Origin of the sequence: Paenibacillus sp. FSL K6-4396, assembly GCF_038002525.1 — a bacterium.
GTDB lineage: Bacteria > Bacillota > Bacilli > Paenibacillales > Paenibacillaceae > Paenibacillus > Paenibacillus amylolyticus_B.
The window spans coordinates 6,245,503-6,269,436 of record NZ_JBBOCR010000001.1 but is presented as its reverse complement, the minus strand read 5'-3'; the positions used below and the strand labels follow the sequence as shown (position 1 = coordinate 6,269,436).

36 protein-coding genes, 2 tRNA genes and 2 rRNA genes are annotated in these 23,934 nt (G+C 45.6%); 37 read left to right on the top strand and 3 right to left on the bottom strand.

Translation table 11 applies throughout. The annotated features are described in order from the left end of the window. The first annotated feature begins 2 nt into the window (after positions 1–2). The 26 genes from rplP to rpsI all read left to right on the top strand — a co-directional run bounded on the left by rplP (position 3) and on the right by rpsI (position 13,134). Positions 3–437, top strand: coding sequence for a 50S ribosomal protein L16 (gene rplP, locus MHB85_RS27535; RefSeq protein WP_017692082.1), 435 nt, complete (start codon positions 3–5; stop codon positions 435–437). Next, entirely contained in the window at positions 427–624 is a 198-nt protein-coding gene (rpmC, locus tag MHB85_RS27530) for a 50S ribosomal protein L29 (RefSeq protein WP_017692083.1), read from the top strand. Before rplP ends, rpmC begins: the two co-directional genes overlap by 11 nt. Positions 625–672: 48 nt before the next feature. Then, on the top strand, positions 673–939 hold the full coding sequence (gene rpsQ, locus MHB85_RS27525) for a 30S ribosomal protein S17 (RefSeq protein ID WP_017692084.1): 267 nt from the start codon (positions 673–675) through the stop codon (positions 937–939). A 35-nt stretch (positions 940–974) separates the two neighbouring features. Continuing rightward, on the top strand, positions 975–1,343 hold the full coding sequence (rplN, locus tag MHB85_RS27520; protein WP_017692085.1) for a 50S ribosomal protein L14: 369 nt from the start codon (positions 975–977) through the stop codon (positions 1,341–1,343). A 39-nt stretch (positions 1,344–1,382) separates the two neighbouring features. Then, positions 1,383–1,736 carry a 50S ribosomal protein L24 gene (rplX, locus tag MHB85_RS27515; protein ID WP_017692086.1) on the top strand — a complete coding sequence of 118 codons (354 nt, stop codon included), beginning with the start codon at positions 1,383–1,385 and terminating at the stop codon, positions 1,734–1,736. A 32-nt stretch (positions 1,737–1,768) separates the two neighbouring features. Next, positions 1,769–2,311 (top strand): 50S ribosomal protein L5, encoded by a 543-nt coding sequence (rplE, locus tag MHB85_RS27510; protein ID WP_076216859.1) that lies wholly within the window; start codon positions 1,769–1,771, stop codon positions 2,309–2,311. Positions 2,312–2,384: 73 nt separating this feature from the next. Next, positions 2,385–2,570 carry a type Z 30S ribosomal protein S14 gene (locus MHB85_RS27505; RefSeq protein WP_013312154.1) on the top strand — a complete coding sequence of 62 codons (186 nt, stop codon included), beginning with the start codon at positions 2,385–2,387 and terminating at the stop codon, positions 2,568–2,570. Between the two features lie 32 nt (positions 2,571–2,602). After that, the gene (gene rpsH / locus MHB85_RS27500; protein WP_017692088.1) at positions 2,603–3,001 is read left to right on the top strand and encodes a 30S ribosomal protein S8; all 399 of its coding nucleotides are present in this window, start codon (positions 2,603–2,605) and stop codon (positions 2,999–3,001) included. Between the two features lie 30 nt (positions 3,002–3,031). Next, positions 3,032–3,574, top strand: a complete 543-nt coding sequence (gene rplF / locus MHB85_RS27495) for a 50S ribosomal protein L6 (RefSeq protein WP_017692089.1) — start codon at positions 3,032–3,034, stop codon at positions 3,572–3,574. 117 nt (positions 3,575–3,691) lie between these two features. Next, positions 3,692–4,060, top strand: a complete 369-nt coding sequence (gene rplR / locus MHB85_RS27490; RefSeq protein WP_017692090.1) for a 50S ribosomal protein L18 — start codon at positions 3,692–3,694, stop codon at positions 4,058–4,060. A 27-nt stretch (positions 4,061–4,087) separates the two neighbouring features. Beyond that, positions 4,088–4,585, top strand: coding sequence for a 30S ribosomal protein S5 (gene rpsE / locus MHB85_RS27485; protein WP_017692091.1), 498 nt, complete (start codon positions 4,088–4,090; stop codon positions 4,583–4,585). Positions 4,586–4,598: 13 nt separating this feature from the next. Further along, positions 4,599–4,784, top strand: a complete 186-nt coding sequence (gene rpmD / locus MHB85_RS27480; RefSeq protein WP_017692092.1) for a 50S ribosomal protein L30 — start codon at positions 4,599–4,601, stop codon at positions 4,782–4,784. A gap of 43 nt (positions 4,785–4,827) precedes the next feature. Beyond that, entirely contained in the window at positions 4,828–5,268 is a 441-nt protein-coding gene (gene rplO / locus MHB85_RS27475; protein WP_091020538.1) for a 50S ribosomal protein L15, read from the top strand. After that, complete coding sequence (secY, locus tag MHB85_RS27470) at positions 5,268–6,566, top strand: preprotein translocase subunit SecY (RefSeq protein ID WP_047841120.1); 1,299 nt, start codon at positions 5,268–5,270, stop codon at positions 6,564–6,566. The genes rplO and secY overlap by 1 nt, the downstream gene beginning before the upstream one ends. Before the next feature lie 90 nt (positions 6,567–6,656). Continuing rightward, on the top strand, positions 6,657–7,301 hold the full coding sequence (locus MHB85_RS27465; protein ID WP_017692095.1) for an adenylate kinase: 645 nt from the start codon (positions 6,657–6,659) through the stop codon (positions 7,299–7,301). Positions 7,302–7,304: 3 nt separating this feature from the next. Continuing rightward, positions 7,305–8,057: a type I methionyl aminopeptidase gene (gene map, locus MHB85_RS27460; RefSeq protein WP_341074002.1), complete on the top strand. Its 753-nt coding sequence runs from the start codon at positions 7,305–7,307 to the stop codon at positions 8,055–8,057. A 10-nt stretch (positions 8,058–8,067) separates the two neighbouring features. Continuing rightward, positions 8,068–8,376: a KOW domain-containing RNA-binding protein gene (locus MHB85_RS27455; RefSeq protein WP_036607194.1), complete on the top strand. Its 309-nt coding sequence runs from the start codon at positions 8,068–8,070 to the stop codon at positions 8,374–8,376. Between the two features lie 3 nt (positions 8,377–8,379). Beyond that, complete coding sequence (gene infA / locus MHB85_RS27450) at positions 8,380–8,595, top strand: translation initiation factor IF-1 (protein WP_017692098.1); 216 nt, start codon at positions 8,380–8,382, stop codon at positions 8,593–8,595. A gap of 152 nt (positions 8,596–8,747) precedes the next feature. Then, positions 8,748–8,861: a 50S ribosomal protein L36 gene (gene rpmJ, locus MHB85_RS27445; RefSeq protein WP_003333770.1), complete on the top strand. Its 114-nt coding sequence runs from the start codon at positions 8,748–8,750 to the stop codon at positions 8,859–8,861. Positions 8,862–8,881: 20 nt separating this feature from the next. Further along, on the top strand, positions 8,882–9,250 hold the full coding sequence (gene rpsM / locus MHB85_RS27440) for a 30S ribosomal protein S13 (RefSeq protein ID WP_036607200.1): 369 nt from the start codon (positions 8,882–8,884) through the stop codon (positions 9,248–9,250). Between the two features lie 19 nt (positions 9,251–9,269). Next, positions 9,270–9,665: a 30S ribosomal protein S11 gene (rpsK, locus tag MHB85_RS27435; RefSeq protein ID WP_017692100.1), complete on the top strand. Its 396-nt coding sequence runs from the start codon at positions 9,270–9,272 to the stop codon at positions 9,663–9,665. A gap of 136 nt (positions 9,666–9,801) precedes the next feature. Beyond that, positions 9,802–10,746, top strand: a complete 945-nt coding sequence (locus MHB85_RS27430) for a DNA-directed RNA polymerase subunit alpha (RefSeq protein ID WP_017692101.1) — start codon at positions 9,802–9,804, stop codon at positions 10,744–10,746. A gap of 34 nt (positions 10,747–10,780) precedes the next feature. Further along, entirely contained in the window at positions 10,781–11,146 is a 366-nt protein-coding gene (gene rplQ / locus MHB85_RS27425) for a 50S ribosomal protein L17 (protein ID WP_017692102.1), read from the top strand. A gap of 159 nt (positions 11,147–11,305) precedes the next feature. Further along, positions 11,306–12,079 carry a tRNA pseudouridine(38-40) synthase TruA gene (truA, locus tag MHB85_RS27420; RefSeq protein WP_017692103.1) on the top strand — a complete coding sequence of 258 codons (774 nt, stop codon included), beginning with the start codon at positions 11,306–11,308 and terminating at the stop codon, positions 12,077–12,079. Between the two features lie 205 nt (positions 12,080–12,284). Continuing rightward, positions 12,285–12,722 (top strand): 50S ribosomal protein L13, encoded by a 438-nt coding sequence (gene rplM, locus MHB85_RS27415; protein WP_024633564.1) that lies wholly within the window; start codon positions 12,285–12,287, stop codon positions 12,720–12,722. Between the two features lie 19 nt (positions 12,723–12,741). Beyond that, positions 12,742–13,134, top strand: coding sequence for a 30S ribosomal protein S9 (rpsI, locus tag MHB85_RS27410; RefSeq protein WP_017692105.1), 393 nt, complete (start codon positions 12,742–12,744; stop codon positions 13,132–13,134). A 388-nt stretch (positions 13,135–13,522) separates the two neighbouring features. On the opposite strand, the gene MHB85_RS27405 is transcribed toward rpsI, so the two are convergent. Beyond that, positions 13,523–13,705 carry a hypothetical protein gene (locus MHB85_RS27405; protein ID WP_105602465.1) on the bottom strand — a complete coding sequence of 61 codons (183 nt, stop codon included), beginning with the start codon at positions 13,703–13,705 and terminating at the stop codon, positions 13,523–13,525. Between the two features lie 203 nt (positions 13,706–13,908). Between MHB85_RS27405 and MHB85_RS27400 the strand changes: the two genes are divergently transcribed. The 4 genes from MHB85_RS27400 (at position 13,909) to MHB85_RS27385 (ending at position 17,798) form a co-directional block, all read left to right on the top strand. Beyond that, positions 13,909–14,601, top strand: coding sequence for a phosphoadenylyl-sulfate reductase (locus tag MHB85_RS27400; RefSeq protein WP_047841119.1), 693 nt, complete (start codon positions 13,909–13,911; stop codon positions 14,599–14,601). Positions 14,602–14,624: 23 nt separating this feature from the next. Then, positions 14,625–15,794, top strand: coding sequence for a sulfate adenylyltransferase (sat, locus tag MHB85_RS27395; RefSeq protein WP_091020544.1), 1,170 nt, complete (start codon positions 14,625–14,627; stop codon positions 15,792–15,794). 68 nt (positions 15,795–15,862) lie between these two features. Beyond that, positions 15,863–16,618, top strand: a complete 756-nt coding sequence (gene cwlD / locus MHB85_RS27390; RefSeq protein ID WP_105602464.1) for an N-acetylmuramoyl-L-alanine amidase CwlD — start codon at positions 15,863–15,865, stop codon at positions 16,616–16,618. Positions 16,619–16,697: 79 nt separating this feature from the next. Further along, positions 16,698–17,798, top strand: coding sequence for an Mrp/NBP35 family ATP-binding protein (locus tag MHB85_RS27385; RefSeq protein WP_091020547.1), 1,101 nt, complete (start codon positions 16,698–16,700; stop codon positions 17,796–17,798). Between the two features lie 88 nt (positions 17,799–17,886). Here the strand turns inward: MHB85_RS27385 and gerD are convergent, their stop codons facing one another. Then, entirely contained in the window at positions 17,887–18,642 is a 756-nt protein-coding gene (gene gerD, locus MHB85_RS27380; RefSeq protein WP_091020549.1) for a spore germination lipoprotein GerD, read from the bottom strand. A 125-nt stretch (positions 18,643–18,767) separates the two neighbouring features. On the opposite strand from gerD, the gene MHB85_RS27375 reads away from it, so the two are divergent. Beyond that, a complete protein-coding gene (locus tag MHB85_RS27375; RefSeq protein WP_091020551.1) occupies positions 18,768–19,400 on the top strand; it encodes a KinB-signaling pathway activation protein in 633 nt (210 codons plus the stop codon). Between the two features lie 100 nt (positions 19,401–19,500). Here MHB85_RS27375 and pdaB read toward each other — a convergent pair whose 3' ends face one another. Next, positions 19,501–20,277: a polysaccharide deacetylase family sporulation protein PdaB gene (gene pdaB, locus MHB85_RS27370; protein ID WP_036607219.1), complete on the bottom strand. Its 777-nt coding sequence runs from the start codon at positions 20,275–20,277 to the stop codon at positions 19,501–19,503. A 122-nt stretch (positions 20,278–20,399) separates the two neighbouring features. Here pdaB and MHB85_RS27365 point away from each other — a divergent pair, with 122 nt between their 5' ends. From MHB85_RS27365 to MHB85_RS27340, 6 genes are all read left to right on the top strand, one after another. After that, positions 20,400–21,017: a stage II sporulation protein M gene (locus MHB85_RS27365; RefSeq protein WP_105602461.1), complete on the top strand. Its 618-nt coding sequence runs from the start codon at positions 20,400–20,402 to the stop codon at positions 21,015–21,017. Positions 21,018–21,170: 153 nt separating this feature from the next. Continuing rightward, positions 21,171–21,401: a hypothetical protein gene (locus MHB85_RS27360; RefSeq protein WP_017692114.1), complete on the top strand. Its 231-nt coding sequence runs from the start codon at positions 21,171–21,173 to the stop codon at positions 21,399–21,401. Positions 21,402–21,880: 479 nt separating this feature from the next. Beyond that, positions 21,881–23,433: ribosomal RNA gene (locus MHB85_RS27355) — 16S ribosomal RNA — on the top strand. A gap of 158 nt (positions 23,434–23,591) precedes the next feature. Beyond that, positions 23,592–23,708 (top strand): 5S ribosomal RNA (gene rrf, locus MHB85_RS27350). Between the two features lie 36 nt (positions 23,709–23,744). Then, a tRNA-Ile gene (locus MHB85_RS27345) sits at positions 23,745–23,821 on the top strand. A gap of 22 nt (positions 23,822–23,843) precedes the next feature. Further along, positions 23,844–23,919 (top strand) — tRNA-Ala (locus tag MHB85_RS27340). Positions 23,920–23,934 lie beyond the last annotated feature (15 nt).

Here is a 23,934-nt window from a genome sequence, read left to right as displayed (position 1 = left end):
TCATGTTGGTACCAAAACGCGTAAAACACCGTAAGCAACAACGTGGACATATGAAAGGCCAAGCTAAAGGCGGAACGACTCTGAACTTTGGCGAATACGGTCTGCAAGCTACGGAACCGGCTTGGATTACGAACCGTCAGATCGAAGCGGCTCGTATTGCGATGACTCGTTACATCAAACGTGGTGGTAAAGTTTGGATCAAAATTTTCCCAGACAAACCAATCACTCAAAAGCCTCTCGAGGTTCGGATGGGTAGCGGTAAAGGTAACGTAGAAAAATGGGTTGCAGTAGTGAAACCAGGTAAGATCATGTTTGAACTTGCTGGTGTACCGGAGGAAATTGCACGCGAAGCAATGCGTCTTGCCGCTCACAAACTGCCAATCAAAACGAAGTTCGTGAAACGTGAAGAATTGGGTGGTGAAGCAAATGAAAGCTAGTGAATTTCGCAACCTAACCTCTGCTGAAATCGAGCAAAAGATTGCCGGATTTAAAGAAGAACTCTTTAACCTCCGCTTTCAATTAGCTACCGGTCAGCTGGATAACCCGACTCGCATCCGTGATGTGCGGAAAGAAATAGCTCGTGCTAAAACCATTATCCGTGAGAGAGAATTGGGAATCGGTTAATTAGGGATAGGATGGACAATCCGTCCGTAATCAGGAAGGAGGCCAACAATGAGCGAAGAACGTAACGCACGTAAAGTGCAAACTGGTAAAGTGGTCAGCGATAAAATGGACAAAACGATTGTTGTTGCTGTAGAAACTTACAAAAAACACAACTTGTACCATAAACGCATTAAGGTTACTAAAAAATTCAAAGCGCATGACGAAGAAAACACTGCGAAAATCGGTGACACGGTGAAAATCATGGAGACTCGTCCGCTTTCGAAAGATAAACGCTGGAGACTTACTGAAATCGTAGAAAAAGCGGTTATCATCTAATGCATCAGCAGCATTGCTGAAAGGAGGAATACTAAATGATTCAACCATTTACACGTTTGACTGTGGCCGACAACTCCGGTGCGAAGGAACTGATGTGTATCCGCGTACTCGGCGGTACGGGACGTCGTACAGCTCAAATCGGTGATCTGATCGTTTGTTCTGTTAAACAAGCAACACCAGGCGGCGTTGTCAAAAAAGGTGATGTAGTTAGAGCGGTTGTCGTTCGTACGAAACGTTCTGTACGTCGTAAAGACGGTTCCTACATCGGTTTTGATGAAAATGCAGCGGTTGTTGTAAAAGACGACAGAAGCCCACGTGGAACACGTATTTTCGGACCAGTTGCTCGCGAACTTCGCGATAAAGACTTCATGAAAATCGTTTCCTTGGCTCCAGAAGTTATCTAAAGCTTAATCTCGTGATGTTAGAAACAGGAGGTGTACGAAATGCCAAGAGTGAAAAAAGTTCTGGAATCCCATAACAACAAACTTCACGTTAAAAAGGAAGATACGGTTATGGTGATCAGCGGTAAAGACAAAGGTAAAAAAGGCCGTGTCATCGCTGCTTATCCTCGTGAGAACCGCGTCCTTGTGGAAGGTGTTAACATGGTGAAAAAACACCAGAAACCTAACCAGCAAAACCCGCAAGGCGGCATTATCGAGAAGGAAGCTCCGATTCACGTTTCCAACGTAATGCACATCGATCCGAAGAGCGGAAAAGTAACCCGTGTAGGTTACAAAGTTTTGGATAACGGTAAGAAAGTGCGCGTTGCTAAACGTTCCGGAGAAATTATCGACTAATTGAACCGAATGAGAAAGGAGGGCTATGATTCATGGCATCAAGAATGAAAGAACGTTACCTGCAAGAAATCGCTCCTGCTTTGATGCAGAAGTTTAACTATACAACGGTAATGCAAGTGCCGAAAATCGAGAAAATCGTTATCAACATGGGTGTGGGCGACGCTGTCCAAAACTCTAAAGTGTTGGATTCCGCAGTAAGCGATTTGCAACTGATCGCAGGTCAAAAACCTGTAATCACTCGTGCTAAAAAATCTATCGCAGGTTTCAAACTGCGTGAGAATATGCCTATCGGTGTGAAAGTAACATTACGCGGTGAGCGTATGTACTACTTCCTAGATAAATTGCTCAACGTAACACTTCCTCGTGTCCGCGACTTCCGCGGTGTATCGAGTAAAGCTTTCGATGGACGTGGTAACTACACACTGGGTCTGAAAGAGCAACTGATCTTCCCAGAGATCGAGTATGATAAAGTTGATAAAGTCCGCGGTATGGATATTGTCATCGTAACAACGGCGAAAACAGACGAAGAGTCCCGCGAATTGCTCACGCAAATGGGAATGCCTTTCGTTAAGTAATGTTGGCATAACGTTTCCGGGTGTCTGGAAAGACTCCCTTTTCTCCGAAATTATTTAGGAGGTGTCAGGCTAAGTGGCAAAAACTTCGATGAAAGTTAAACAACAACGTACACCTAAGTTTAAAGTACGTGCATATACACGCTGTGAGCGTTGCGGACGTCCACATTCGGTCCTGCAAAAGTTCAAAATTTGCAGAATTTGTTTCCGTGAATTAGCTTATAAAGGCCAGATCCCTGGCGTGAAAAAAGCAAGCTGGTAAAAAGTCCTGAACGGGAAGGAGGTTAACTCACAATGACTATGTCTGATCCAATTGCAGATATGCTTACTCGTATTCGTAACGCGAACACTGTTCGTCACGAAACGGTAGAAATGCCTGCTTCGACAATGAAAAAACAAATCGCCGATATCCTGAAGCGTGAAGGTTTCATCCGTGACGCTGAAGTTATCGATGATAACAAACAAGGGATTATCCGTGTTTTCCTGAAATACGGTCAAAATAACGAGCGCGTTATCACTGGTCTGAAAAGAATCAGTAAACCTGGTCTTCGTGTTTACACGAAAAGCAACGAAGTACCTCGTGTACTTGGTGGCCTGGGAATCGCGATCATCTCGACATCTAAAGGTATCATGACGGACAAAGAAGCTCGTCAATCGAAATCCGGCGGAGAAGTCGTTTGCTACGTTTGGTAATATAACGTCACAAGATAGGAGGTGCAACATATGTCTCGTATTGGTCGCAAACCAATCACAGTACCAAGTGGTGTAGACATCACCCTGGACAACACCGTTATTACGGTAAAAGGACCTAAAGGAACTTTGACTCGTGAGCTTCATAAAGACATGAAGGTTACAGTTGAAAATAACGAAATCACAGTTGTGCGTCCTTCCGATAACAAAACTCACCGTTCTTTGCACGGCACAACGCGTAGCGTTGTAAACAATATGGTGAGCGGCGTTACTGAAGGATTCGCGAAATCTCTGGAATTGGTTGGGGTCGGATATCGTGCAAGCAAATCCGGAGATAAAATCGTTCTGAACGTTGGTTACTCTCACCCGGTTGAAATTACACCGGAAGCGGGAATCGAATTCGAAGTACCTTCGAATACAAAAATCATCGTTCGCGGAATTGACAAAGAGCGTGTAGGTGCTTACGCTGCTAAAATCCGTTCCGTACGTGAACCTGAGCCGTACAAAGGTAAAGGTATTAAATATGAAGGCGAGCGTATCATCCGTAAGGAAGGTAAAGCCGGTAAGAAGAAATAAGATTTCTCTTACCGCCTTTGCGCGGCTTTCGGCTTGCTTGCTTCGTGTGTTTCTAATATACCCCGTGGCTTCTGCTTTGAAGCCAGCGAGGTAACCTGAAAGGAGTGAATCTTTGAGATGATTACGAAACCAGATAAAAATAAGGCTCGTCTGAAAAGACACCTTCGTGTTCGTAAGAAAATCCAAGGAACGGCAGCACGTCCTCGTTTGAACGTATTCCGTTCTGGTAAACATATGTATGCTCAAATCATCGATGATGTTGCTGGTGTAACAATCGCTTCCGCGTCTACCGTAGACAAAGAATTGAGCACTGACATCAAAAATGGTGCATCTGTTGAATCAGCTCGTAAAGTTGGCGAACTCGTTGCTAAACGTGCTAAAGACAAAGGTGTTTCCAACATCGTATTTGACCGTAGCGGTTATCTGTACCATGGTCGTATCGCAGCATTGGCTGAAGCGGCTCGTGAAGCAGGACTTGAGTTTTAAGATATTTTTCAAAAGGAGGTTAACGACTTGCGTGTAGATCCGAATACTTTGGAACTGACTGAAAGAGTTGTAAATATTAATCGCGTAGCTAAAGTAGTAAAAGGCGGACGCCGTTTCAGCTTTAGCGCACTGGTTGTAGTCGGCGACGGCAACGGCTGGGTTGGAGCTGGTATCGGTAAAGCGGGCGAAGTACCTGATGCAATTCGCAAAGGTATTGAAGACGCTAAGAAAAACCTTGTACACGTTCCACTCGTAGGAACATCGATTCCTCACTTGGTAACAGGTAAGTTCGGCGCAGGACGCGTGCTGTTGAAACCAGCATCTGAAGGTACTGGTGTTATCGCTGGTGGTCCTGTACGTGCGGTTCTCGAACTTGCTGGTGTAGGTGACATTTTGACAAAATCTCTGGGTTCTTCGAATTCCATGAACATGGTCAATGCGACTTTGGAAGGTTTGTCCCGTTTGAAGCGTGCTGAAGACGTGGCTAAACTGCGCGGAAAATCCGTCGAAGAGCTTCTGGGTTAAGGAGGGAATTCTCATGGCTAAATTAGAAATTACCCTCGTCCGCAGCTTGATCGGACGTCCGGAGACGCAAAGAACAACTGTGAAAACATTGGGTTTGCGCAAAATCAATAGCAAAGTGGTACAAAACGATAATCCTGCCATCCGTGGTATGATTAACAAAGTAAGCCACTTGGTTGCTGTTAAAGAAGTAGAAGCTTAATAACGGGTTAATCCCACAAATCTTTAAGGAGGTGCAACGAACGATGAAGTTACATGAGCTTTCACCATCTCCTGGATCCCGCAAAGAACGCAAACGTGTTGGTCGCGGTCCAAGTAGTGGTACAGGTAAAACATCAGGTCGCGGTCACAAAGGACAAAATTCTCGTTCTGGCGGTGGAGTACGTCCAGGCTTCGAAGGTGGACAAAATCCATTGTATCGTCGCTTGCCAAAACGTGGTTTTGTAAACCCAACTCGCAAAGAATATGCAGTTGTGAATACTGAAGACCTGAACAGTTTTGCTGCGGGTACTGAAGTAACTCCAGAATTCTTGATGACGAACGGCGTAGTTAAAAACGCTAAATCCGGAATCAAAATCCTGGGTAACGGTGATGTCACTGTGAAGCTGACTGTTAAAGCTAACAAGTTTTCTCAATCTGCTATTGAGAAAATTGAAGCTGCCGGCGGTACAACTGAGGTGATTTAATGTTCAAGACCCTAAAGAATATCTGGCGGGTTGAAGATCTGCGCAAAAGGGTATTATTTACCCTTTTTGTACTGATCATTTACCGCATCGGCTCCTTTGTCCCCGTACCGGGAGTTAACAAAGATGTGTTCGAAGCGACAAATTCTGCGGGTAAAGAAGTTTTTGGACTTCTCAATACGTTCTCGGGTGGAGCGCTCTTCCAGTTCTCGATATTTGCGCTCGGGATCGTGCCTTACATCACTGCGTCTATCATAGTACAGTTGCTTTCCATGGACGTTATTCCTAAATTAGCGGAGTGGGCAAAGCAAGGTGAACAAGGTAAGAAGAAATCTGCACAGTTGACACGTTATTTAACCATCGGGCTGGCATTGATTCAAGCGTTTGGTACGTCGATCGGATTCAACCGCTTGTACAATACAGAGATGGTGCCTAACGCTACATTTGCAGATTATATCTTGATTGCGATTGTACTTACGGCCGGTACTTCATTCCTGATGTGGCTTGGTGAGCAGATCACCGAGAAGGGCATAGGAAACGGGATTTCGATCTTGATCTTTGCGGGTATCCTATCTACGGTGCCTAACATTATCAAACAAACGATCGAATCTGACTTCATTCAACCTGACCAACTGTTTATGAATATTCTTAAAGGTGTTATCATCGCAATTGTTATTGTGTTGATCATCATAGGGGTCATTTACATTCAGCAGGCAATTCGGAAGATTCCGGTACAGTACGCTAAACGTGTCGTAGGTAACAAAATGTACGGTGGACAGAATACACATATCCCGCTGAAAATTAATGCAGCAGGTGTTATCCCTGTCATCTTTGCTTCATCGCTGTTGATGTTCCCAACGATCATCGCCAACTTCTGGGCAGATCGCCTCTGGGCACAGTGGATCGGACAGAATCTGACTACACACAAACCTCTTGGTATGTTGCTGTATGTCGTGATGATTTTCGGTTTCACATTCTTCTATACTTTTGTACAGATGAATCCACAGCAGATGGCTGACAATATGAAAAAGAACGGCGGTTACATCCCAGGCATTCGCCCGGGTAAAGCAACCGAGAAATATCTGACCCGTGTCATGACTCGTTTGACAATGGCCGGAGCCATCTTCTTGGCAGTCATTTCCGTTCTGCCTGTATTCTTAGGGGCACTTTCTGGTTTGCCTCAATCTGCGCAAATTGGAGGAACATCCCTCCTGATCGTTATCGGTGTTGCGCTAGATACGATGAAGCAAATCGAAAGCCAATTGATCAAACGCCACTACAAAGGTTTTATCAATAAATAGGCAATAGGTACCGGTCGAGTGAAGATTTACTTGCCGGCACCTATTGTGCTGTTTGTTGATGTAGGGTAGTCTTGGAGGGAGTGACATAACGTGAACATCCTATTCATGGGCCCTCCGGGGGCAGGAAAAGGAACGCAAGCAGACGTCATCGTGAAAGAGTTCGGTATTCCCCATATTTCAACAGGCGATGCATTTCGTCTCGCGATCAAACAGGGAACTCCCATTGGCATGAAAGCCAAGGAATATATGGATCAAGGATTGCTTGTACCAGATGATGTAACCATTGGCATCGTTGAAGAACGTTTGCAGCAGCCTGACTGCAGAGAAGGTTTCCTCTTGGACGGATTTCCAAGAACCCTTTCCCAAGCAGAAGCGCTCGATGGCATTCTGGATCGATTGAACTCAGGTCTCGATCATGTAATCAACCTGAAAGTGGATCGCAACAAATTGCTCGCTCGTTTGACGGGTCGTCGAATTTGTAAAAACTGTGGTTCCACTTATCATGTGGTATTCAATCCGCCTAAGCAGGAAGGTATTTGTGATAGATGCGCTGGTGAGTTGTATCAACGCTCTGATGATAATGAAGAGAGTGTAGGTACACGACTGGACGAGTATATCAACAAAACAGCACCACTCCTCACGTTCTATGAGACTAAAGGTCTTCTTCGTCAAATGAACGGAGAACAGGATATCGATCAAGTTTCTCAAGAAATCGTGTCCTTACTGAGAGGTTAATTGATGATCATTGGTAAGTCCGAAACGGAACTGGGCTTGATGAGGGAAGCAGGGAGAATTGTTGCGGAAACGCATCGTCTCTTGGCAGAGCATATCGCTCCCGGTATTACGACTGGAGAACTTGACCATATGGCTGATCAATATATCCGCAGTCAAGGGGCTGTGCCGTCTTTCAAAGGTTATAACGGTTTCCCTGCCAGTGTGTGCGCTTCAGTCAATGAAGAGTTGGTACATGGATTTCCCGGCAAACGCAAGTTGAACGAGGGCGATATCGTTACGTTTGACATTGGCGCGCAGTACCAGGAGTATCATGGAGATTCCGCCTGGACTTATCCAGTCGGCCGTATTTCCGAAGAAGCCCGTCGTCTTCTGGACGTTACTGAGGCTTCGTTATACGCAGGTCTGGCGCTGGTAAAACCGGACGTTCGCTTGTTTACAATATCTCATGCGATTCAGAAATATATTGAAGATGAAGGGTTCTCCGTAGTTCGTGAATATGTCGGTCACGGCATAGGCGCAGATCTGCACGAAGAACCACAGATTCCGAACTATGGTCTTCCCGATCGGGGACCACGGCTTAAAGCGGGCATGGTGCTGGCCATAGAGCCGATGGTTAACGTAGGTAGACGGTATGTGAAAACGTTGGAAGATAACTGGACTGTCGTCACGGTTGATGGTAAGTTATGTGCACACTTTGAACACACCGTAGCAGTTACACCAGATGGTATGGAAATTTTCACGAAACTGAATGCGTAGGTGATGAGGCATGAACAGTCAGTCTAATCCGCAGCTCGGTCAACTTGTGAAGATCCGTAAAGGCCGCAATGCGGACCAAGCCGCAGTAATTGTTGCTATAGCGGACGGTAAGTTCGTATATATTGCGGATGGAGACAAACGTAAGTTTGATCAACCAAAGAAGAAGAATCTTCTTCATCTTGAGCTCCAGCCCATGATTAGCAGCGAGGTTGTGAACAGTTTAAACGAGAGTGGTCGGGTGACAAATGGAAAGCTCCGTTACGCGGTTCATTCATTTCTGGAATCCACCAACATTCAAGCTGAAGAGAAAGGAGACTGACTAATGGCTAAGGAAGATGTCATTGAAGTGGAAGGTACGGTTCTCGAACCGCTACCGAATGCAACATTCAAGGTTGAGCTTGAGAACGGTCATCAAATTCTCGCTCACGTTTCCGGAAAACTGCGGATGCACTTTATCCGTATCCTGACTGGAGACAAAGTAGTTGTTCAGTTGTCGCCTTATGATTTAACAAAAGGTCGCATAACTTACCGTAAATAGTAGTAGACAGTTGCAATGAACTGTGAAGCTTATGTAGCGGGTTTTGCCCGGCAAAACTTGCGAAAGCTTCGAAGCCGGTTTTACAATAGTAGAACAAGGTCAATGCTTACGAAGAGGGTTTTGCTTAGCAAAACTTTGAGGAGGTAATTCACATGAAGGTAAGACCTTCGGTCAAGCCGATTTGCGAAAAGTGCAAAGTCATTCGCCGCAAAGGGAATGTTATGGTTATCTGTGAAAATCCGAAACACAAACAAAAACAAGGTTAAAGAAGGGGGTGTAGCGTAAAATGGCACGTATATCTGGTGTGGATTTGCCACGTGATAAGCGCGTTGAGATCGCCTTGACTTATATTTTCGGAATCGGTAAAACGACTTCCCAGAAAATTCTGAGCACAACAGGCATCAATCCGGACACTCGTGTTCGTGATTTGACGGAAGATGAAGTCAGCAAATTGCGTGAAAGTATCGATAAAGAGGTCAAAGTAGAAGGTGACCTGCGTCGAGAAATCTCTTTGAATATTAAACGTTTGACGGAGATCGGTTGTTACCGTGGAGTTCGTCATCGTCGTGGTCTGCCTGTTCGTGGACAACGTACGAAAACGAATGCTCGTACTCGTAAAGGTCCTCGTCGTACAGTAGCGAACAAGAAGAAATAATAAGGGGGGATAAGAGAAAATGGCTAAACCGAAAAAAGTCGTACGTACTAAACGTCGTGACCGTAAGAATATTGAATCTGGCGTGGCACATATCCGTTCCACTTTCAATAACACTATCGTTACTATTACGGATCCTCACGGTAATGCAATTTCGTGGGCAAGCTCCGGCGGCCTCGGATTCAGAGGTTCCCGTAAATCGACTCCGTTTGCTGCACAAATGGCTGCTGAGACTGCTGCCAAAGCTGCAATGGAACATGGGATGAAAGCCGTTGAGGTTATGGTTAAAGGACCAGGCGCAGGCCGTGAAGCAGCGATCCGATCTTTGCAAGCTGCTGGTCTTGAAGTTAACCTGATCAAAGACGTAACTCCAGTCCCGCATAACGGATGCCGTCCTCCAAAACGTCGTCGTGTCTAATGAGATTTGCCCCTGCGTGTGGTATATTTCCGGCACAATCTGCTAATAATGGTTGTTTAGGCATACTACTACATGTTTTCGCAAGAGAAGGTAAATGTTTCATAGAGGACCGACGTTTTGAAGGAGGGGTATTGCAGTGATTGAAATCGAAAAGCCGAAAATTGAGACGGTAGACGTCAACGATGATGGCACCTATGGGAAATTCGTAGTAGAACCGCTTGAGCGCGGATACGGTACGACGCTTGGAAACTCGCTTCGCCGAATCTTGCTCTCGTCACTGCCGGGTGCGGCAGTGTCTTCGGTTCAAATCGATGGCGTTCTGCATGAATTTGCTACAGTTCCTGGCGTAATGGAAGATGTAACGGAGGTTATTCTTAACCTGAAAGCTTTGTCGCTTAAGATTCATTCAGACGAGGAGAAAGTGCTCGAGATTGATGCTGAAGGCGAAGGAGCAATTACGGCTGGAGATATCCGTGCTGACTCCGATGTTGAAATCCTTAATCCGGATTTGCACATTGCTACGCTCGGACCAGGTTCGAGACTTCACATGCGTATTTTTGCCAATCGCGGTCGCGGCTACGTCCAGGCAGATCGGAATAAACGCGATGACCAGCCGATCGGCGTCATCCCAGTCGATTCCATCTTCACCCCGATCAGTCGCGTTAACTACGCTGTGGAAAATACGCGTGTCGGTCAAGTGACCAACTATGACAAGCTCACGTTGGAAGTTTGGACTGATGGAAGTATTCGTCCTGAAGAGGCTGTAAGCCTCGGCGCTAAAATTTTGACTGAGCATTTGATGCTCTTCGTGGGTCTTACAGACGAAGCGAAAGATGCAGAGATCATGGTCGAAAAAGAAGAAGACAAAAAAGAAAAAGTACTCGAAATGACGATCGAAGAGCTGGATCTCTCTGTTCGTTCCTACAACTGCCTCAAACGTGCTGGTATTAATACCGTGCAAGAGCTGACTACGAAAACGGAAGAAGACATGATGAAAGTCCGCAACCTCGGACGCAAGTCTTTGGAAGAAGTTCAAGAGAAGCTTGAGGAACTTGGTTTGGGACTACGTACAGAAGAATAGACAGCCGAGTGCTTGAAGTGAAGGAGGGAAAACAATGGCATACCAAAAGTTGGGCCGTAATTCCAGCGCACGTAAAGCTTTGTTCCGTGACCTGGTAACCGACCTGTTCTTATACGAACGCATTCAGACAACTGAAGCGAAAGCAAAAGAGGTTCGCTCTATTGCTGAAAAACTGATCACTAAAGCGAAAAAGGGAGATCTTCATGCCCGTCGCCAAGTGGCAGCTTATGTTCGCCGCGAAACTATCGATGGTGAGCAAGATGCAATCCAAAAACTGTTTAGCGAATTGTCCGGTCGTTACGCTGAGCGTCCAGGTGGATACACTCGTATCTTGAAACTGGGACCTCGTCGTGGTGACGCAGCGCCAATGGTTTACTTGGAACTGGTAGACCGCGCGTAAAACAGATGAGATGAGGAAAGGGGACAGAATCAACGATTCTGGATTAACCCTTTTTTTCTCTTCATTTCGGAATTCGTGCTGTAATAGAAGCTCCGTAAGGGGCTTCTTTTGCTGTTCGGGATAGGGATATGTATAGTATGGAACAAAGGTGTGGTAATAATGCGGAACTTATGTATGACATTAACTTATGATGGCACTGCCTATTTCGGCTTCCAAGTACAGCCGGGTGGGAATACCATTCAGGATCATCTTGAAGATGCGATTCGTGCTTTAACCGGTGAGAAGGTTAAAATTACAGGTTCAGGCCGAACAGATGCAGGTGTTCACGCCCGCAGACAAATCTTCAATTTTCCTACGGAGTCCCAGATCCCGATTGAACGTTGGTGTATTGCACTCAACTCCAGATTACCCTCCGATATTGTTGTTATTGATGCGATTGAAGTTTCGGCTGATTTTCATTCTCGCTATGCAGCGAAAAAGAAAACGTATCGTTATACAGTCAATGCGAATCAATTTCCGGATGTATTCAACAGAAGACTGCAATATCATCATCATGCGAAGCTTGATATTATGGCAATGCAGGAGGGCTTACGACATTTCATAGGGACGTATGATTTCACCTCTTTTGCTTCACGCAAGTCTCAGAAAGAGAATCATGTCCGTTCGGTGTATGAAGCATGGATGGAAGTGGACCGATCAATGTGCAGAGACCATCCGCGCGATCAGGGTGTCATTCACATTTATGTGAGTGGTAACGGCTTCTTGCAGCATATGGTTCGTATCATTGTAGGGACACTGCTGGAGATCGGAGAGGGCAAACGGAAAGCCTCTGATGTACCAAATATGATTGCTGCATGTAATCGATCTGCTGCAGGACCTACTGCAGTTAGCTGCGGTTTAATGCTCTGGGATCTTGAATACAAAAAAGATTAAATTTGGTGAGTGAAAAGCTTAATTAACACTTGCGATTTAATCGCCTATCATGTAATATAAAAGTTGTGTTTTCTTAATGGCTTTCCCACAGCCCCAATTAAGAGGTTCACATCAAATTTACAATCCATCAACACCTAAAGTTATAACTTAACGAACGAAGATAAATGAAAATGATGATTTTGAACATTTTAAGGAGGAACTTTTCATGCGTACTACGTACATGGCGAAGCCTAACGAAGTTGAGCGCCAATGGCACATCATTGATGCTGAAGGCAAAACCCTCGGACGTTTGGCGAGCGAAGCAGCAGCTTTGATTCGCGGCAAACACAAGCCACAATTCACTCCACATGTGGACACTGGCGATTTCGTTGTTATCATCAATGCTGAGAAAATCGTATTGACTGGTAAGAAAATGCAAGGTAAAAAATACTACCGTCACTCAATGCACCCAGGTGGTTTGAAAGTAACTACAGCTGAAGAGATGGTTAAAAACAAACCTGAGCGTATGTTGGAATTGGCTGTTCGCGGTATGCTTCCTAAAACTCGCATGGGCGAGAAAATGAAGTTGAGACTTAAAGCGTACAGAGGCACTGAGCATCCACATGCAGCACAAAAACCAGAAGTTTACGAACTTCGCGGTTAATTAAAAGGAGGACAGTTTCATGGCACAAGTACAATACTATGGGACAGGTCGTCGTAAACATTCGGTAGCACGTGTTCGCCTTGTACCGGGTGAAGGACGCATTGTCATCAATAAACGTGATATTAATGAATACTTCGGTTTGGAAACACTCAAACTGATCGTAAAACAACCACTGAACTTGACAGAAACGCTCAACAACTATGACGTTCTTGTTATTGCTCATGGTGGCGGAATCTCCGGTCAAGCCGGTGCAATCCGTCATGGTATCTCCCGCGCTTTGCTCAAAGCAGATCCGGAATACCGTGCATCCCTGAAAAAAGCAGGATTCCTGACTCGTGACCCACGTATGAAAGAGCGTAAAAAATACGGTCTTAAAGCGGCTCGTCGCGCACCTCAGTTCTCCAAACGTTAATATTAAAAGCCTTTGGCCTCGGTCAAAGGCTTTTTTATATATTCATGACTATTACGCCATATATTATATTAGTTTGTGTGGTAGCTCTGATGTCTCTCCCCATGCTTGCTTATTTCCTTCAATGCCATTTCAATGTTCTCTTAATTTCCCTCAATACAGTCCTATAATATGTACGTTAATACATCTACATCATACTGAAACCCTCTGATCGTTTAGATCTTTGAATATGCTCATACCCATCGCTCACCACACATTCTATAACAGCTCCTATAAAATCATCGCTTCGAACTCACGCGGGATTTCTTGAATGTACTCGGCTTACTGTTTTTGCACTTTATTCTTTACTGTAAGTCTCATCAGTATTTCTTATGGAAACGATAAAAGTCCCTTACATATCAACCGCTAAAAGTCGCAATGCTGCTCCTCTTAAAACTTTAGCTTTTCTTCCTTCATCTTCAGTCGCCCAGTGATTTTTTGATGCTGTTCTTTGCTGTCCAAACACAGTAACAGCAAAGGTTTCCAAGGCTAAGAGATGTTTTTTCACCATCCTAATGACCTGGGCCAACATCATTGTTTTTATCTCATTAACAGAGGAATGGATAAATTGAACCAAAATATTGTGTAAGTGCGACGATAAAAAATGATCAAAAAATGATTTATTTTACCATATGGCAGGCATTGACATCCGCAATGAAAGATTTATACTAAACATAATTCATATTAGATTAGTCGGCTTTAAGGTGTATTGAAATGCAGAATGGGGGAAATTCACAGATGAACTTGTTGGAGAAAGAAGATTTGGCACGGACGAAGGCAGAGGAACTGGAACACGCGAGTCCAGAGGATATTATTCGGTATGCTATTGAAACATTCCCAAATATCACTTTTGCATGCAGCTTTGGTGCAGAAGATGTTGTACTTGTAGATATGTTGCAGAAGATCAGCCCATCCACGGATATTTTTTATCTGGATACAGATTTTCACTTTAAAGAAACATACGAAACACGTGATAAGATGCAGGAGAACTACAATCTTGAATTTGTACGCGTGTCACCTAAGATTACTCCGGAAGAACAGGCAGCACAACACGGTGAAGAGTTGTGGAAGTCTGATCCCAACGGGTGCTGTAACATTCGCAAAGTCGAACCGTTAACACGTATTCTTTCTCAGTATGATGCATGGATTACAGGTATTCGTAGAGATCAAGCACCAACTCGTGCCAACTCGAAAAAGGTTGAATATGATTCTAAATTCGGTCTGATGAAGTTTAATCCAATTGCGCACTGGACGACGGAGGATGTATGGCAATATATTCGTGACAATAACGTTGTATATAACCCTCTTCATGATCAGAACTACCCAAGTATTGGTTGTGAGCATTGCACACGTCAAGTTATGCCTGGAGAGGACCCACGTGCCGGACGCTGGTCTGGTAATGATAAAACGGAATGTGGCCTTCATAAATAATAGATATACAAGGAGCTGACAAGATGACATCGATTCTGCCTCATGGAGGTACGTTGGTTCAGCGTATCGTACAAGGAGAAGAACGGGAGCAATTGCTGCAAGACAGTAAAAACTTATCTACTTTGCTTATTAATACCTGGACGATATCAGATTTGGATCTAATTGGTGTAGGTGCGTTCTCACCACTTGAAGGTTTCTTGAATGAGGAAGATTACCTTTCGGTGGTGTCTCGCATGCGTCTCGCGGATGGAACAGTCTGGAGTATACCAATCACACTTGCTGTTGACGATAAACAAGCCGCATCCCTCCAAATTGGTGAACGTGTGAAACTTGTTGGTGATCAAGATGGAGTCACTTATGGACTGCTCGAAGTCCAAAGTATATACCAGGTGGATCAGGGTGAAGAAGCCCGGCGTGTATTCAAAACAGATGATCCCGAGCACCCGGGTGTTAAAAAACTGTTGGAGCGTCCTGCAACATACGTAGGAGGTCCAATCCAAGTGTTGAACCGTCCAAAACCTGCGAAATTCGAAGAATTTTATTATGATCCTGCAGATACCCGGAAGATTTTTCAGGAGAAGGGTTGGAAGACGGTAGTTGGTTTTCAGACACGTAATCCGGTCCATCGGGCACATGAGTACATCCAGAAGAGCGCTATGGAGATTGTAGACGCACTCTTCCTGAATCCACTTGTTGGAGAGACGAAGTCGGACGATGTTCCCGCAGATGTTCGGATGAAGAGTTATCTGGTATTACTGGAGAACTATTACCCGGCTGATCGTGCGTTTCTTGGTGTGTTCCCCGCAGCCATGCGGTATGCCGGTCCACGTGAAGCTATTTTTCATGCGATGGTTCGTAAAAATTATGGGTGTACCCACTTTATTGTTGGTCGTGACCATGCGGGTGTTGGTGATTATTATGGAACATATGAAGCACAGGAGATCTTTACTAACTTTACAGCAGAGGAACTGGGGATCACTCCGTTGTTCTTCGAACATAGTTTCTTCTGTACTAAATGTGGAAACATGGCATCCAGCAAAACTTGCCCACATGATAAAGAACATCATATGGCGCTTTCCGGCACCAAAGTACGCGGGTTGCTCCGTGACGGCCAGTGCCCTCCACCTGAATTTACACGTCCTGAAGTAGCTGAGGTGCTGATTGAAGGAATGGCGGAGCAAGTCCGGTCCTAGCGGTATATTTGTCCATCTTGTCCCATATAGATGATTAGAGTCATTTATAGGGACGAGGTGGTTTTTTTATGCGTAAAAATATGGGGAAACACTTTGTAGTCTGGGTTAGGCTAAAAACAATCAAAAGGGTCATGCTGAGTCTCTGTCTGCTGGCCATGTTAGTGGCGGTAATGTCCTATGAACTGCCGTCCGCTAAGACTTCAGGTTATTGGAGTTTGCCGATGGCGGGTAAAGTCATTGCCATTGATGCAGGACACGGAGGTCCAGATGGAGGAGCGGTAAGTAAACAGGGGGTTATTGAAAAAGATATCAACCTGTCTATCGCCCTGTATGTGAGAGATTATTTGCAACAGGCAGGGGCCTTAGTGGTGATGACACGAGAAATAGACACTGATTTGGCGGAATCGGACACCAAGGGGTACTCCAAACGCAAGACGGAAGATCTGAAACAAAGAGTACGGCGGATAGAGGATAAGCAAGCAGATCTCTTTATTAGCATTCACATGAACAGTGTCCCTTCCAACCGATGGAGTGGAGCTCAGGTTTTCTATACAACTAACCATCCGGATAACGAAGGTTTGGCTAATCTGCTTCAACAAGAGATGGTTCGTAATCTGGAGAATACAGATCGAATCGCCAAAACGGTGAATACGGTTTATCTGTTACAGGCTCTGAAGATCCCTTCAGCGCTGGTAGAAGTGGGTTTCCTTTCTCATCCGGAAGAGGCACGTATGCTTGCCGACGAAGCTTATCAGCGCAAGGTAGCTGCTTCAATCTATAATGGAATTCTCAGATATTCCTCAGGAGAACGGCCTAAAAGTTAGTCAGAACAAGAAAGGTAATGATATAATTGGATCAGCATACCTAATTACATGCCAATAGATAAAGCTGAGGTGCTGTCTGATGTTATCAAAAGAACAGATACTTGAACTATTACAGCCATTACAAGAACCGCAATTGGGAGTAAGTCTGACCGAACTGGAATGGGTTCGAGATATTATGGTGAAAGAAAATCATGTGGCTCTGACCATAGTGACACTGGAAAATCGACCTGAGGATACAACAGCCTTGAGTGATGCAGCGCGTAATCTGTTGTCCCAGCACGGAATGAAGGATGTACATATTCGTGTACGTGCAGCTTCTGAGCATGATCGTGAGAGCCTGAATATGGGACAACCCGATAATGAGCCAGATCGGGACGAAGTGCTCGTAAAAGGTCACGCAGCGGGTCTGGATGGACATGAGCTGTTAAGTCCTGAATCAGGTGTTCGTTTTATTGCTGTGGCCAGTGGTAAAGGTGGCGTTGGTAAATCAACGGTAACCGTTAATCTCGCTGTAGCCTTGGCACGTCAAGGTAAAAAAGTAGGCTTAATTGATGCGGATATCTATGGCTTCAGTGTACCCGACATGATGGGGATTGAAGAATATCCGGTCGTTGAAGATGGTGTTATTCAACCAGTTGAACGTTTTGGCGTCAAAGTCATGTCGATGGGCTTCTTTATTCGGGAGAACAACCCGGTAATCTGGCGTGGACCCATGCTAGGTCGGATGCTGCGTCAATTCTTTACGGATGTCCAGTGGGGCGAATTGGATTATGTATTACTGGATTTGCCACCAGGTACGGGAGATGTTGCTTTGGATGTGCATCAGATGTTGCCACAGAGTAAGGAAATCATCGTTACCACGCCGCATGCAACGGCAGCTTTTGTCGCAGCCCGAGCGGGTGCGATGGCCATTCAGACCGATCATGAGTTGCTCGGTGTTGTTGAGAATATGGCTTATTATGAGTGTGGCAGTTGCGGAGAGAAAGATTATGTCTTTGGTCGTGGTGGCGGGGGGAGACTTGCGGAAAGTCTGCATACAAGCCTGCTTGCCCAGATTCCATTAGGCACGCCGGATAATCATCCTTCCGAGCCTGATTTCTCACCTTCGGTTTACAAAGCAGATTCCCGTATAGGGGCTATCTACGATGAAGTTGCCCGGTCCATTGAATCCAAATTCTAATGGTATGAGTGTTATAAATACAATAAAAGCCTGCGTCCATTTGGATGCAGGCTTTTCAGTATCTTTGGTGCGTATTAACACCTACTGTTTATGATCCGCCGCCCGAATCTCCACTGCTTCCACCATCTCCGCCATCACCACCACCACCACCTTCGCCCTGACCGTCTTGCTGTCCACCTTGCTCTTGCCCTTTTTGTCCGCCACTTTCTACTTTGGGTTGCAATTCGTCCTGCACTACCTTCTTGAGCAAAGTGAGTACTTCCATGCGGAACAACGGATTTTGCATCACTTCCTGCATGACAGTCATCGTCTGTTTGCGATAATCCGGAGTCTTCGTCAAATCCATGAACATCTTGGATACCTCAGGTGACTTCATGATGTCTTCAACAGACTTTTGATATGTGGGATCTTTAATCAATTGCATATGAAGTTGTTTACTTTGTGCGTTGATCGCTTTGGCAAATTCACCCGCAAACTGCGGATCAGTCATGATCTTTTCGAATTCCTTCTTATATTCGGGAGCTGTGATGGTATCTTTTACTGCAATACGTATTTGTTCCGAAGATTGCACAGGCATTAACATTTTCATACCAATGGATCCCGAAGCACCACCCGAACCGCCACCTTCTTCAGAACCGCTGCTTCCGCTGGATGAGCTTTGACCTGTAAGAGCTTCCTCCACCGCTTTCTTGCCTTCGTCACTTTTCAAAATATCTACAACCATTGTTTTCATCTCTTTATAACTGCCCTGAGGAGGCGAAGAACTCTGATCTGAACCGCAGCCGGCAAGCATGACGGATAGCCCCAGTACGACACAGCATAGCTGCCACAAAGGCCGTTTCATGTGTACAATCCCTCCTTGATTAGATACTGGATGTAGTATGTGATGGGAAAGGGGGAAATATGTTGAGCAATGATGGTTTTTTGCTGAGAAGGTTGGTAAAATAAACACTCGGGGGTGGAAAACTTTTGAATTTACGTAGATGGTTTTTCCTGTTTTGGACAGCCTTGCTTATTGGGGCCGCGGGAGCATTGGGTACAGGATTGATTATGATGCTGGTGAACGGGGAGAAAACAAATGGATTGAATGATTTTCTTCTGTATCTTTTGATCCTATTTGGATCAGGGGTTATGATCAGCGTGTATTCACAAATGGGTTTCTTTGCATATCTGATATTGAATTATATGGGTAAAGGTGTATTTCCAAAGCGCGGTTGGCAGATCGTGCAGATTGTACTGACGGTGTTAGCCCTGCTTGACGTGATGTTTTTACGTTTGTTTGTTGGGGGAGACCGGGAGCGTATATCGGATATTGTGTTGGGAATCATTATTTTGGCAGCTGCAATTGTTACCGCTTACGTTAAAGTAAAGCTGACTCATATCTCCGCGCTTGTACCTACACTCTTTTTCATGATTGCCGTCACCATAGTGGAGACGATCGGCGTATTACGTATTGATGTGAATGCGGCAACCATATTTATTGTGGTTCCCTTGCTCCTATGTAATGCATACCAAATGCTGATATTGCACAGGCTGGTGGATGTATCTACGAACCGGAATGTAAGTGGAAAGGCAGAACAGTTGAAAGAAAGCCGAGCATAGAATTCATTTTGTATAAAAAACATACCAAAAAGAGCTAACCTGGTTAGCTCTTTTCAACTTTTACACTCGTATTTGAGCTGTAGCCCAAGCAATCTATCAATTATTGACCGCTGGCTTGATCACGAACTTCCTTACCTTCCACACTGGAATGGTTAAGCAACTCAGACACAGTTACGAATTCATAGCCCTGGTTTTTCAATTTGTCGATAATGACAGGGAGTGCTTCATGCGTTTGTTTGGAAGAATCGCTTGCATGCAGCAGTACGATGTCCCCTGGATGGGCCTTGCTTACCACACGATCAACAATGGTCTGTACACCAGGGTTTTTCCAATCCAAGGAGTCGGTATCCCACTGCACAACCTGATAATTCAGACTATTGGCTACCTGAAGCACTCGCTTGTCAAAGTCCCCGTTGGGCAGACGTAGTAATTTCGGTTCTTTTCCCGTTAAATCGGTTAAAATGCTATGAGCTGTCGAAATTTCTTTGCGAATTTCTTCCTCAGTCAGGCTGCTGTAGTTCTCATGTCTATGACCATGGCTACCAATTTCATATCCTGCCTCTTTGATGGCAGTAACAATTTCGGGGTGTGTCTTGCTCCAGGGGGAGGAAAGGAAAAAGGTTGCCTTCTGCACTTTATTCTCCTGAAGAACTTTCAGAATCGGCTCTGTCCGTTTATCCCCCCAGCTAATGTCAAAGGTAAGTGCGATTACCTTCTTCTCGGTTGGAACGCTGTAGACGGCTGATGGTGCTTCCTCCGAGAATACGGAGACATTGCCTCTCTCCAGATAGATAATACCGATCGCAAAGATTGCAGCAACGAGGACAATCAGGTACCGTTTAATCTTTTTGCCGCTAAATACATAGAACGAGTTCATTTCAATAAGCGCCCCTCTCCCATAAGAAATGCTTGTTTACTCTCCAATGTATGCTCGTACTGCCCAGTTATTCGTAACGGAACCTTGTTTGTCCATCATTTTAGATTCTACAGGAGGTTATTATGTTAAAATTCAGTACATTTCTTAGAGATCTTGGTGCCATTCGCAGTGCATTAATCTGGTCCATAGTTTTGTTTGCCGCAGGAATAGGGGCGGGATGGGTGAGTACAGGGCCACTGGAAGAACTGTTATTGAACCAAATCGGAGGATTACGTGAAGTCAGTGAACGGCTGGAACAGGGGGGGAATGTGCAGTGGAACTTCTTCCTGTTTATCTTTTTCAATAATGCTATCAAAAGTGTACTTGTCATCTATGCCGGTATATTCTTCGGAATCCTGCCTGTCATCTTCCTGCTGATCAATGGGATGGTCCTTGGATTTGTTGTGCACACCACGATGAATTATGGAGCAAGCTTCTATGACATTGTGGTTAAAGGTTTACTTCCGCATGGCATTATTGAGATTCCGGTCATTATTATTGCTTGCGCCTTCGGACTGAAGTTTGGTGGTCTGGTTATCAAAAGCCTTGGGCAACTTGGAAGTGATAAGAGAAATACGATGGGTACCCGGTGGAGAGCATTCATGAATAGGACGTTAACGGCATCCTTCTGGGTTGTCATCTTGCTTCTTGTTGCAGCCATCATCGAAAGCACACTTACGTATACTCTGGTGAGAGGATAAAATTTTGTGCTGGTTGGCATTCATAAATTTTCAGAAAGTTGACCATAACAATAAAACGGGTTCCAGCAGCACTCACAAAAGCGAATGAACGGGGTGTTGCATGAAACTTGTGTAAGTGTGATAAAGAGGCTATGCACAAAAAGGAGAACTCTAATGCTGGGTATGTTGTTTAACGAGAAGGAATGCAAGGAACTAGACTATGTGCTGCGTAAAGAATTAGATGAAATGCTGTTCGATCTGAGTGATAATCGTCTTGACCAAGAGATCAAATATGCTATCGCGAGCCGATATAAGACTGTGTTCCGCATGTATGCACGCTTTGCCCCGCCCAAAGAGTTGTCCAAGTATGCAAGAGGTGGGAAGCTGAAAAAGTCGAAGCCATAATGCTGAAGCTGGTCATATATTCGTTTTACAGTAGTGGAAGTGAGGTGCGGCTCTTAATATCGGGTGCTGTACCTCTGAACCATGCGAATGTGAAATTGTTAAGGGGATCATACTTTTTGTCGAAAAAGGGTTGACCTTTCTAATTTCATATGGTAAATTAATTTTCGTTCCTTTTTTAGGAGCGGTTCACCGAAACGAGCATGAAAATAATGCGATTGAAAATAATCGAAAAAATAATGCTTGCAAAGAGAACTTCAACATGATATATTATAAAAGTCGCCGCTGAAACGACGACAACATGAAAAACAGCACTAAATTGAATGTTTGATCTTTGAAAACTGAACAACGAGTGAGTAAACATTCTGCTTGCAGAATGAACGCGAAAGTTTGAGACAAGCCTTGGCTTAAATCGACTGGAGCACAAATGAGATTTTTAATCTCGTCAGATTCAAAATGAGCTTATCGCTCTTTTCAATACTTTATTGGAGAGTTTGATCCTGGCTCAGGACGAACGCTGGCGGCATGCCTAATACATGCAAGTCGAGCGGACTTGATGAGAAGCTTGCTTCTCTGATGGTTAGCGGCGGACGGGTGAGTAACACGTAGGCAACCTGCCCTCAAGTTTGGGACAACTACCGGAAACGGTAGCTAATACCGAATAATTGTTTTCTTCGCCTGAAGAGAACTGGAAAGACGGAGCAATCTGTCACTTGGGGATGGGCCTGCGGCGCATTAGCTAGTTGGTGAGGTAACGGCTCACCAAGGCGACGATGCGTAGCCGACCTGAGAGGGTGATCGGCCACACTGGGACTGAGACACGGCCCAGACTCCTACGGGAGGCAGCAGTAGGGAATCTTCCGCAATGGGCGAAAGCCTGACGGAGCAATGCCGCGTGAGTGATGAAGGTTTTCGGATCGTAAAGCTCTGTTGCCAGGGAAGAACGCTTGGGAGAGTAACTGCTCTCAAGGTGACGGTACCTGAGAAGAAAGCCCCGGCTAACTACGTGCCAGCAGCCGCGGTAATACGTAGGGGGCAAGCGTTGTCCGGAATTATTGGGCGTAAAGCGCGCGCAGGCGGTCATTTAAGTCTGGTGTTTAATCCCGGGGCTCAACCCCGGATCGCACTGGAAACTGGGTGACTTGAGTGCAGAAGAGGAGAGTGGAATTCCACGTGTAGCGGTGAAATGCGTAGATATGTGGAGGAACACCAGTGGCGAAGGCGACTCTCTGGGCTGTAACTGACGCTGAGGCGCGAAAGCGTGGGGAGCAAACAGGATTAGATACCCTGGTAGTCCACGCCGTAAACGATGAGTGCTAGGTGTTAGGGGTTTCGATACCCTTGGTGCCGAAGTTAACACATTAAGCACTCCGCCTGGGGAGTACGGTCGCAAGACTGAAACTCAAAGGAATTGACGGGGACCCGCACAAGCAGTGGAGTATGTGGTTTAATTCGAAGCAACGCGAAGAACCTTACCAGGTCTTGACATCCCTCTGACCGATACAGAGATGTATCTTTCCTTCGGGACAGAGGAGACAGGTGGTGCATGGTTGTCGTCAGCTCGTGTCGTGAGATGTTGGGTTAAGTCCCGCAACGAGCGCAACCCTTATATTTAGTTGCCAGCACTTCGGGTGGGCACTCTAGATAGACTGCCGGTGACAAACCGGAGGAAGGTGGGGATGACGTCAAATCATCATGCCCCTTATGACCTGGGCTACACACGTACTACAATGGCCGGTACAACGGGCTGCGAAATCGCGAGATGGAGCCAATCCCAACAAAGCCGGTCTCAGTTCGGATTGCAGGCTGCAACTCGCCTGCATGAAGTCGGAATTGCTAGTAATCGCGGATCAGCATGCCGCGGTGAATACGTTCCCGGGTCTTGTACACACCGCCCGTCACACCACGAGAGTTTATAACACCCGAAGTCGGTGGGGTAACCGCAAGGAGCCAGCCGCCGAAGGTGGGATAGATGATTGGGGTGAAGTCGTAACAAGGTAGCCGTATCGGAAGGTGCGGCTGGATCACCTCCTTTCTATGGAGAATCGTTTCCTGCAACGGAAACATTCAAATAAGCAGGTTCTTAGAACCTGCGACAGCGATTCATTTTGGTCCATCACTTCGGTGTGGATGAAATGAAGAGCACAAGCAACTCACTCGTTGCTCAGTTTTGAGAGCTCAAACTCTCAAACGTTTGGTGGCGATAGCGAAGGGGTTCCACACGTTCCCATCCCGAACACGACCGTTAAGCCCTTCAGCGTCAATGGTACTTGGACCGCAGGGTCCTGGGAGAGTAGAACGCCGCCAAGCGTAACCCATTTTGGGTTCAAATAGTATATATAATGTGGGCCCTTAGCTCAGTTGGTTAGAGCGCACCTCTGATAAGGGTGAGGCCGGTGGTTCGAGTCCACCAGGGCCCACCATCTATACCTTTAAACTTTATATGGGGCCATAGCTCAGCTGGGAGAGCGCCTGCCTTGCAAGCAGGAGGTCAGCGGTTCGATCCCGCTTGGCTCCACCAAAAATGATTACAAGT

Coding starts and splice junctions, on each gene's coding strand:
- MHB85_RS27360 (WP_017692114.1), top strand. CDS start 21,171: ATGCTGGGTATGTTGTTTAACGAGAAGGAATGCAAGGAACTAGACTAT.
- MHB85_RS27365 (WP_105602461.1), top strand. CDS start 20,400: ATGTTAAAATTCAGTACATTTCTTAGAGATCTTGGTGCCATTCGCAGT.
- rpmJ (WP_003333770.1), top strand. CDS start 8,748: ATGAAGGTAAGACCTTCGGTCAAGCCGATTTGCGAAAAGTGCAAAGTC.
- rplE (WP_076216859.1), top strand. CDS start 1,769: ATGGCATCAAGAATGAAAGAACGTTACCTGCAAGAAATCGCTCCTGCT.
- pdaB (WP_036607219.1), bottom strand. CDS start 20,277: ATGAACTCGTTCTATGTATTTAGCGGCAAAAAGATTAAACGGTACCTG.
- rplO (WP_091020538.1), top strand. CDS start 4,828: ATGAAGTTACATGAGCTTTCACCATCTCCTGGATCCCGCAAAGAACGC.
- rpsH (WP_017692088.1), top strand. CDS start 2,603: ATGACTATGTCTGATCCAATTGCAGATATGCTTACTCGTATTCGTAAC.
- rpmC (WP_017692083.1), top strand. CDS start 427: ATGAAAGCTAGTGAATTTCGCAACCTAACCTCTGCTGAAATCGAGCAA.
- rpsM (WP_036607200.1), top strand. CDS start 8,882: ATGGCACGTATATCTGGTGTGGATTTGCCACGTGATAAGCGCGTTGAG.
- map (WP_341074002.1), top strand. CDS start 7,305: ATGATCATTGGTAAGTCCGAAACGGAACTGGGCTTGATGAGGGAAGCA.
- rplN (WP_017692085.1), top strand. CDS start 975: ATGATTCAACCATTTACACGTTTGACTGTGGCCGACAACTCCGGTGCG.
- secY (WP_047841120.1), top strand. CDS start 5,268: ATGTTCAAGACCCTAAAGAATATCTGGCGGGTTGAAGATCTGCGCAAA.
- rplP (WP_017692082.1), top strand. CDS start 3: ATGTTGGTACCAAAACGCGTAAAACACCGTAAGCAACAACGTGGACAT.
- sat (WP_091020544.1), top strand. CDS start 14,625: ATGACATCGATTCTGCCTCATGGAGGTACGTTGGTTCAGCGTATCGTA.
- rplX (WP_017692086.1), top strand. CDS start 1,383: ATGCCAAGAGTGAAAAAAGTTCTGGAATCCCATAACAACAAACTTCAC.
- rpsQ (WP_017692084.1), top strand. CDS start 673: ATGAGCGAAGAACGTAACGCACGTAAAGTGCAAACTGGTAAAGTGGTC.
- MHB85_RS27400 (WP_047841119.1), top strand. CDS start 13,909: ATGAACTTGTTGGAGAAAGAAGATTTGGCACGGACGAAGGCAGAGGAA.
- MHB85_RS27405 (WP_105602465.1), bottom strand. CDS start 13,705: ATGATGTTGGCCCAGGTCATTAGGATGGTGAAAAAACATCTCTTAGCC.
- truA (WP_017692103.1), top strand. CDS start 11,306: ATGCGGAACTTATGTATGACATTAACTTATGATGGCACTGCCTATTTC.
- rplQ (WP_017692102.1), top strand. CDS start 10,781: ATGGCATACCAAAAGTTGGGCCGTAATTCCAGCGCACGTAAAGCTTTG.
- rpmD (WP_017692092.1), top strand. CDS start 4,599: ATGGCTAAATTAGAAATTACCCTCGTCCGCAGCTTGATCGGACGTCCG.
- MHB85_RS27455 (WP_036607194.1), top strand. CDS start 8,068: ATGAACAGTCAGTCTAATCCGCAGCTCGGTCAACTTGTGAAGATCCGT.
- gerD (WP_091020549.1), bottom strand. CDS start 18,642: ATGAAACGGCCTTTGTGGCAGCTATGCTGTGTCGTACTGGGGCTATCC.
- MHB85_RS27385 (WP_091020547.1), top strand. CDS start 16,698: ATGTTATCAAAAGAACAGATACTTGAACTATTACAGCCATTACAAGAA.
- cwlD (WP_105602464.1), top strand. CDS start 15,863: ATGCGTAAAAATATGGGGAAACACTTTGTAGTCTGGGTTAGGCTAAAA.
- rplR (WP_017692090.1), top strand. CDS start 3,692: ATGATTACGAAACCAGATAAAAATAAGGCTCGTCTGAAAAGACACCTT.
- rplF (WP_017692089.1), top strand. CDS start 3,032: ATGTCTCGTATTGGTCGCAAACCAATCACAGTACCAAGTGGTGTAGAC.
- rpsK (WP_017692100.1), top strand. CDS start 9,270: ATGGCTAAACCGAAAAAAGTCGTACGTACTAAACGTCGTGACCGTAAG.
- rpsI (WP_017692105.1), top strand. CDS start 12,742: ATGGCACAAGTACAATACTATGGGACAGGTCGTCGTAAACATTCGGTA.
- rplM (WP_024633564.1), top strand. CDS start 12,285: ATGCGTACTACGTACATGGCGAAGCCTAACGAAGTTGAGCGCCAATGG.
- infA (WP_017692098.1), top strand. CDS start 8,380: ATGGCTAAGGAAGATGTCATTGAAGTGGAAGGTACGGTTCTCGAACCG.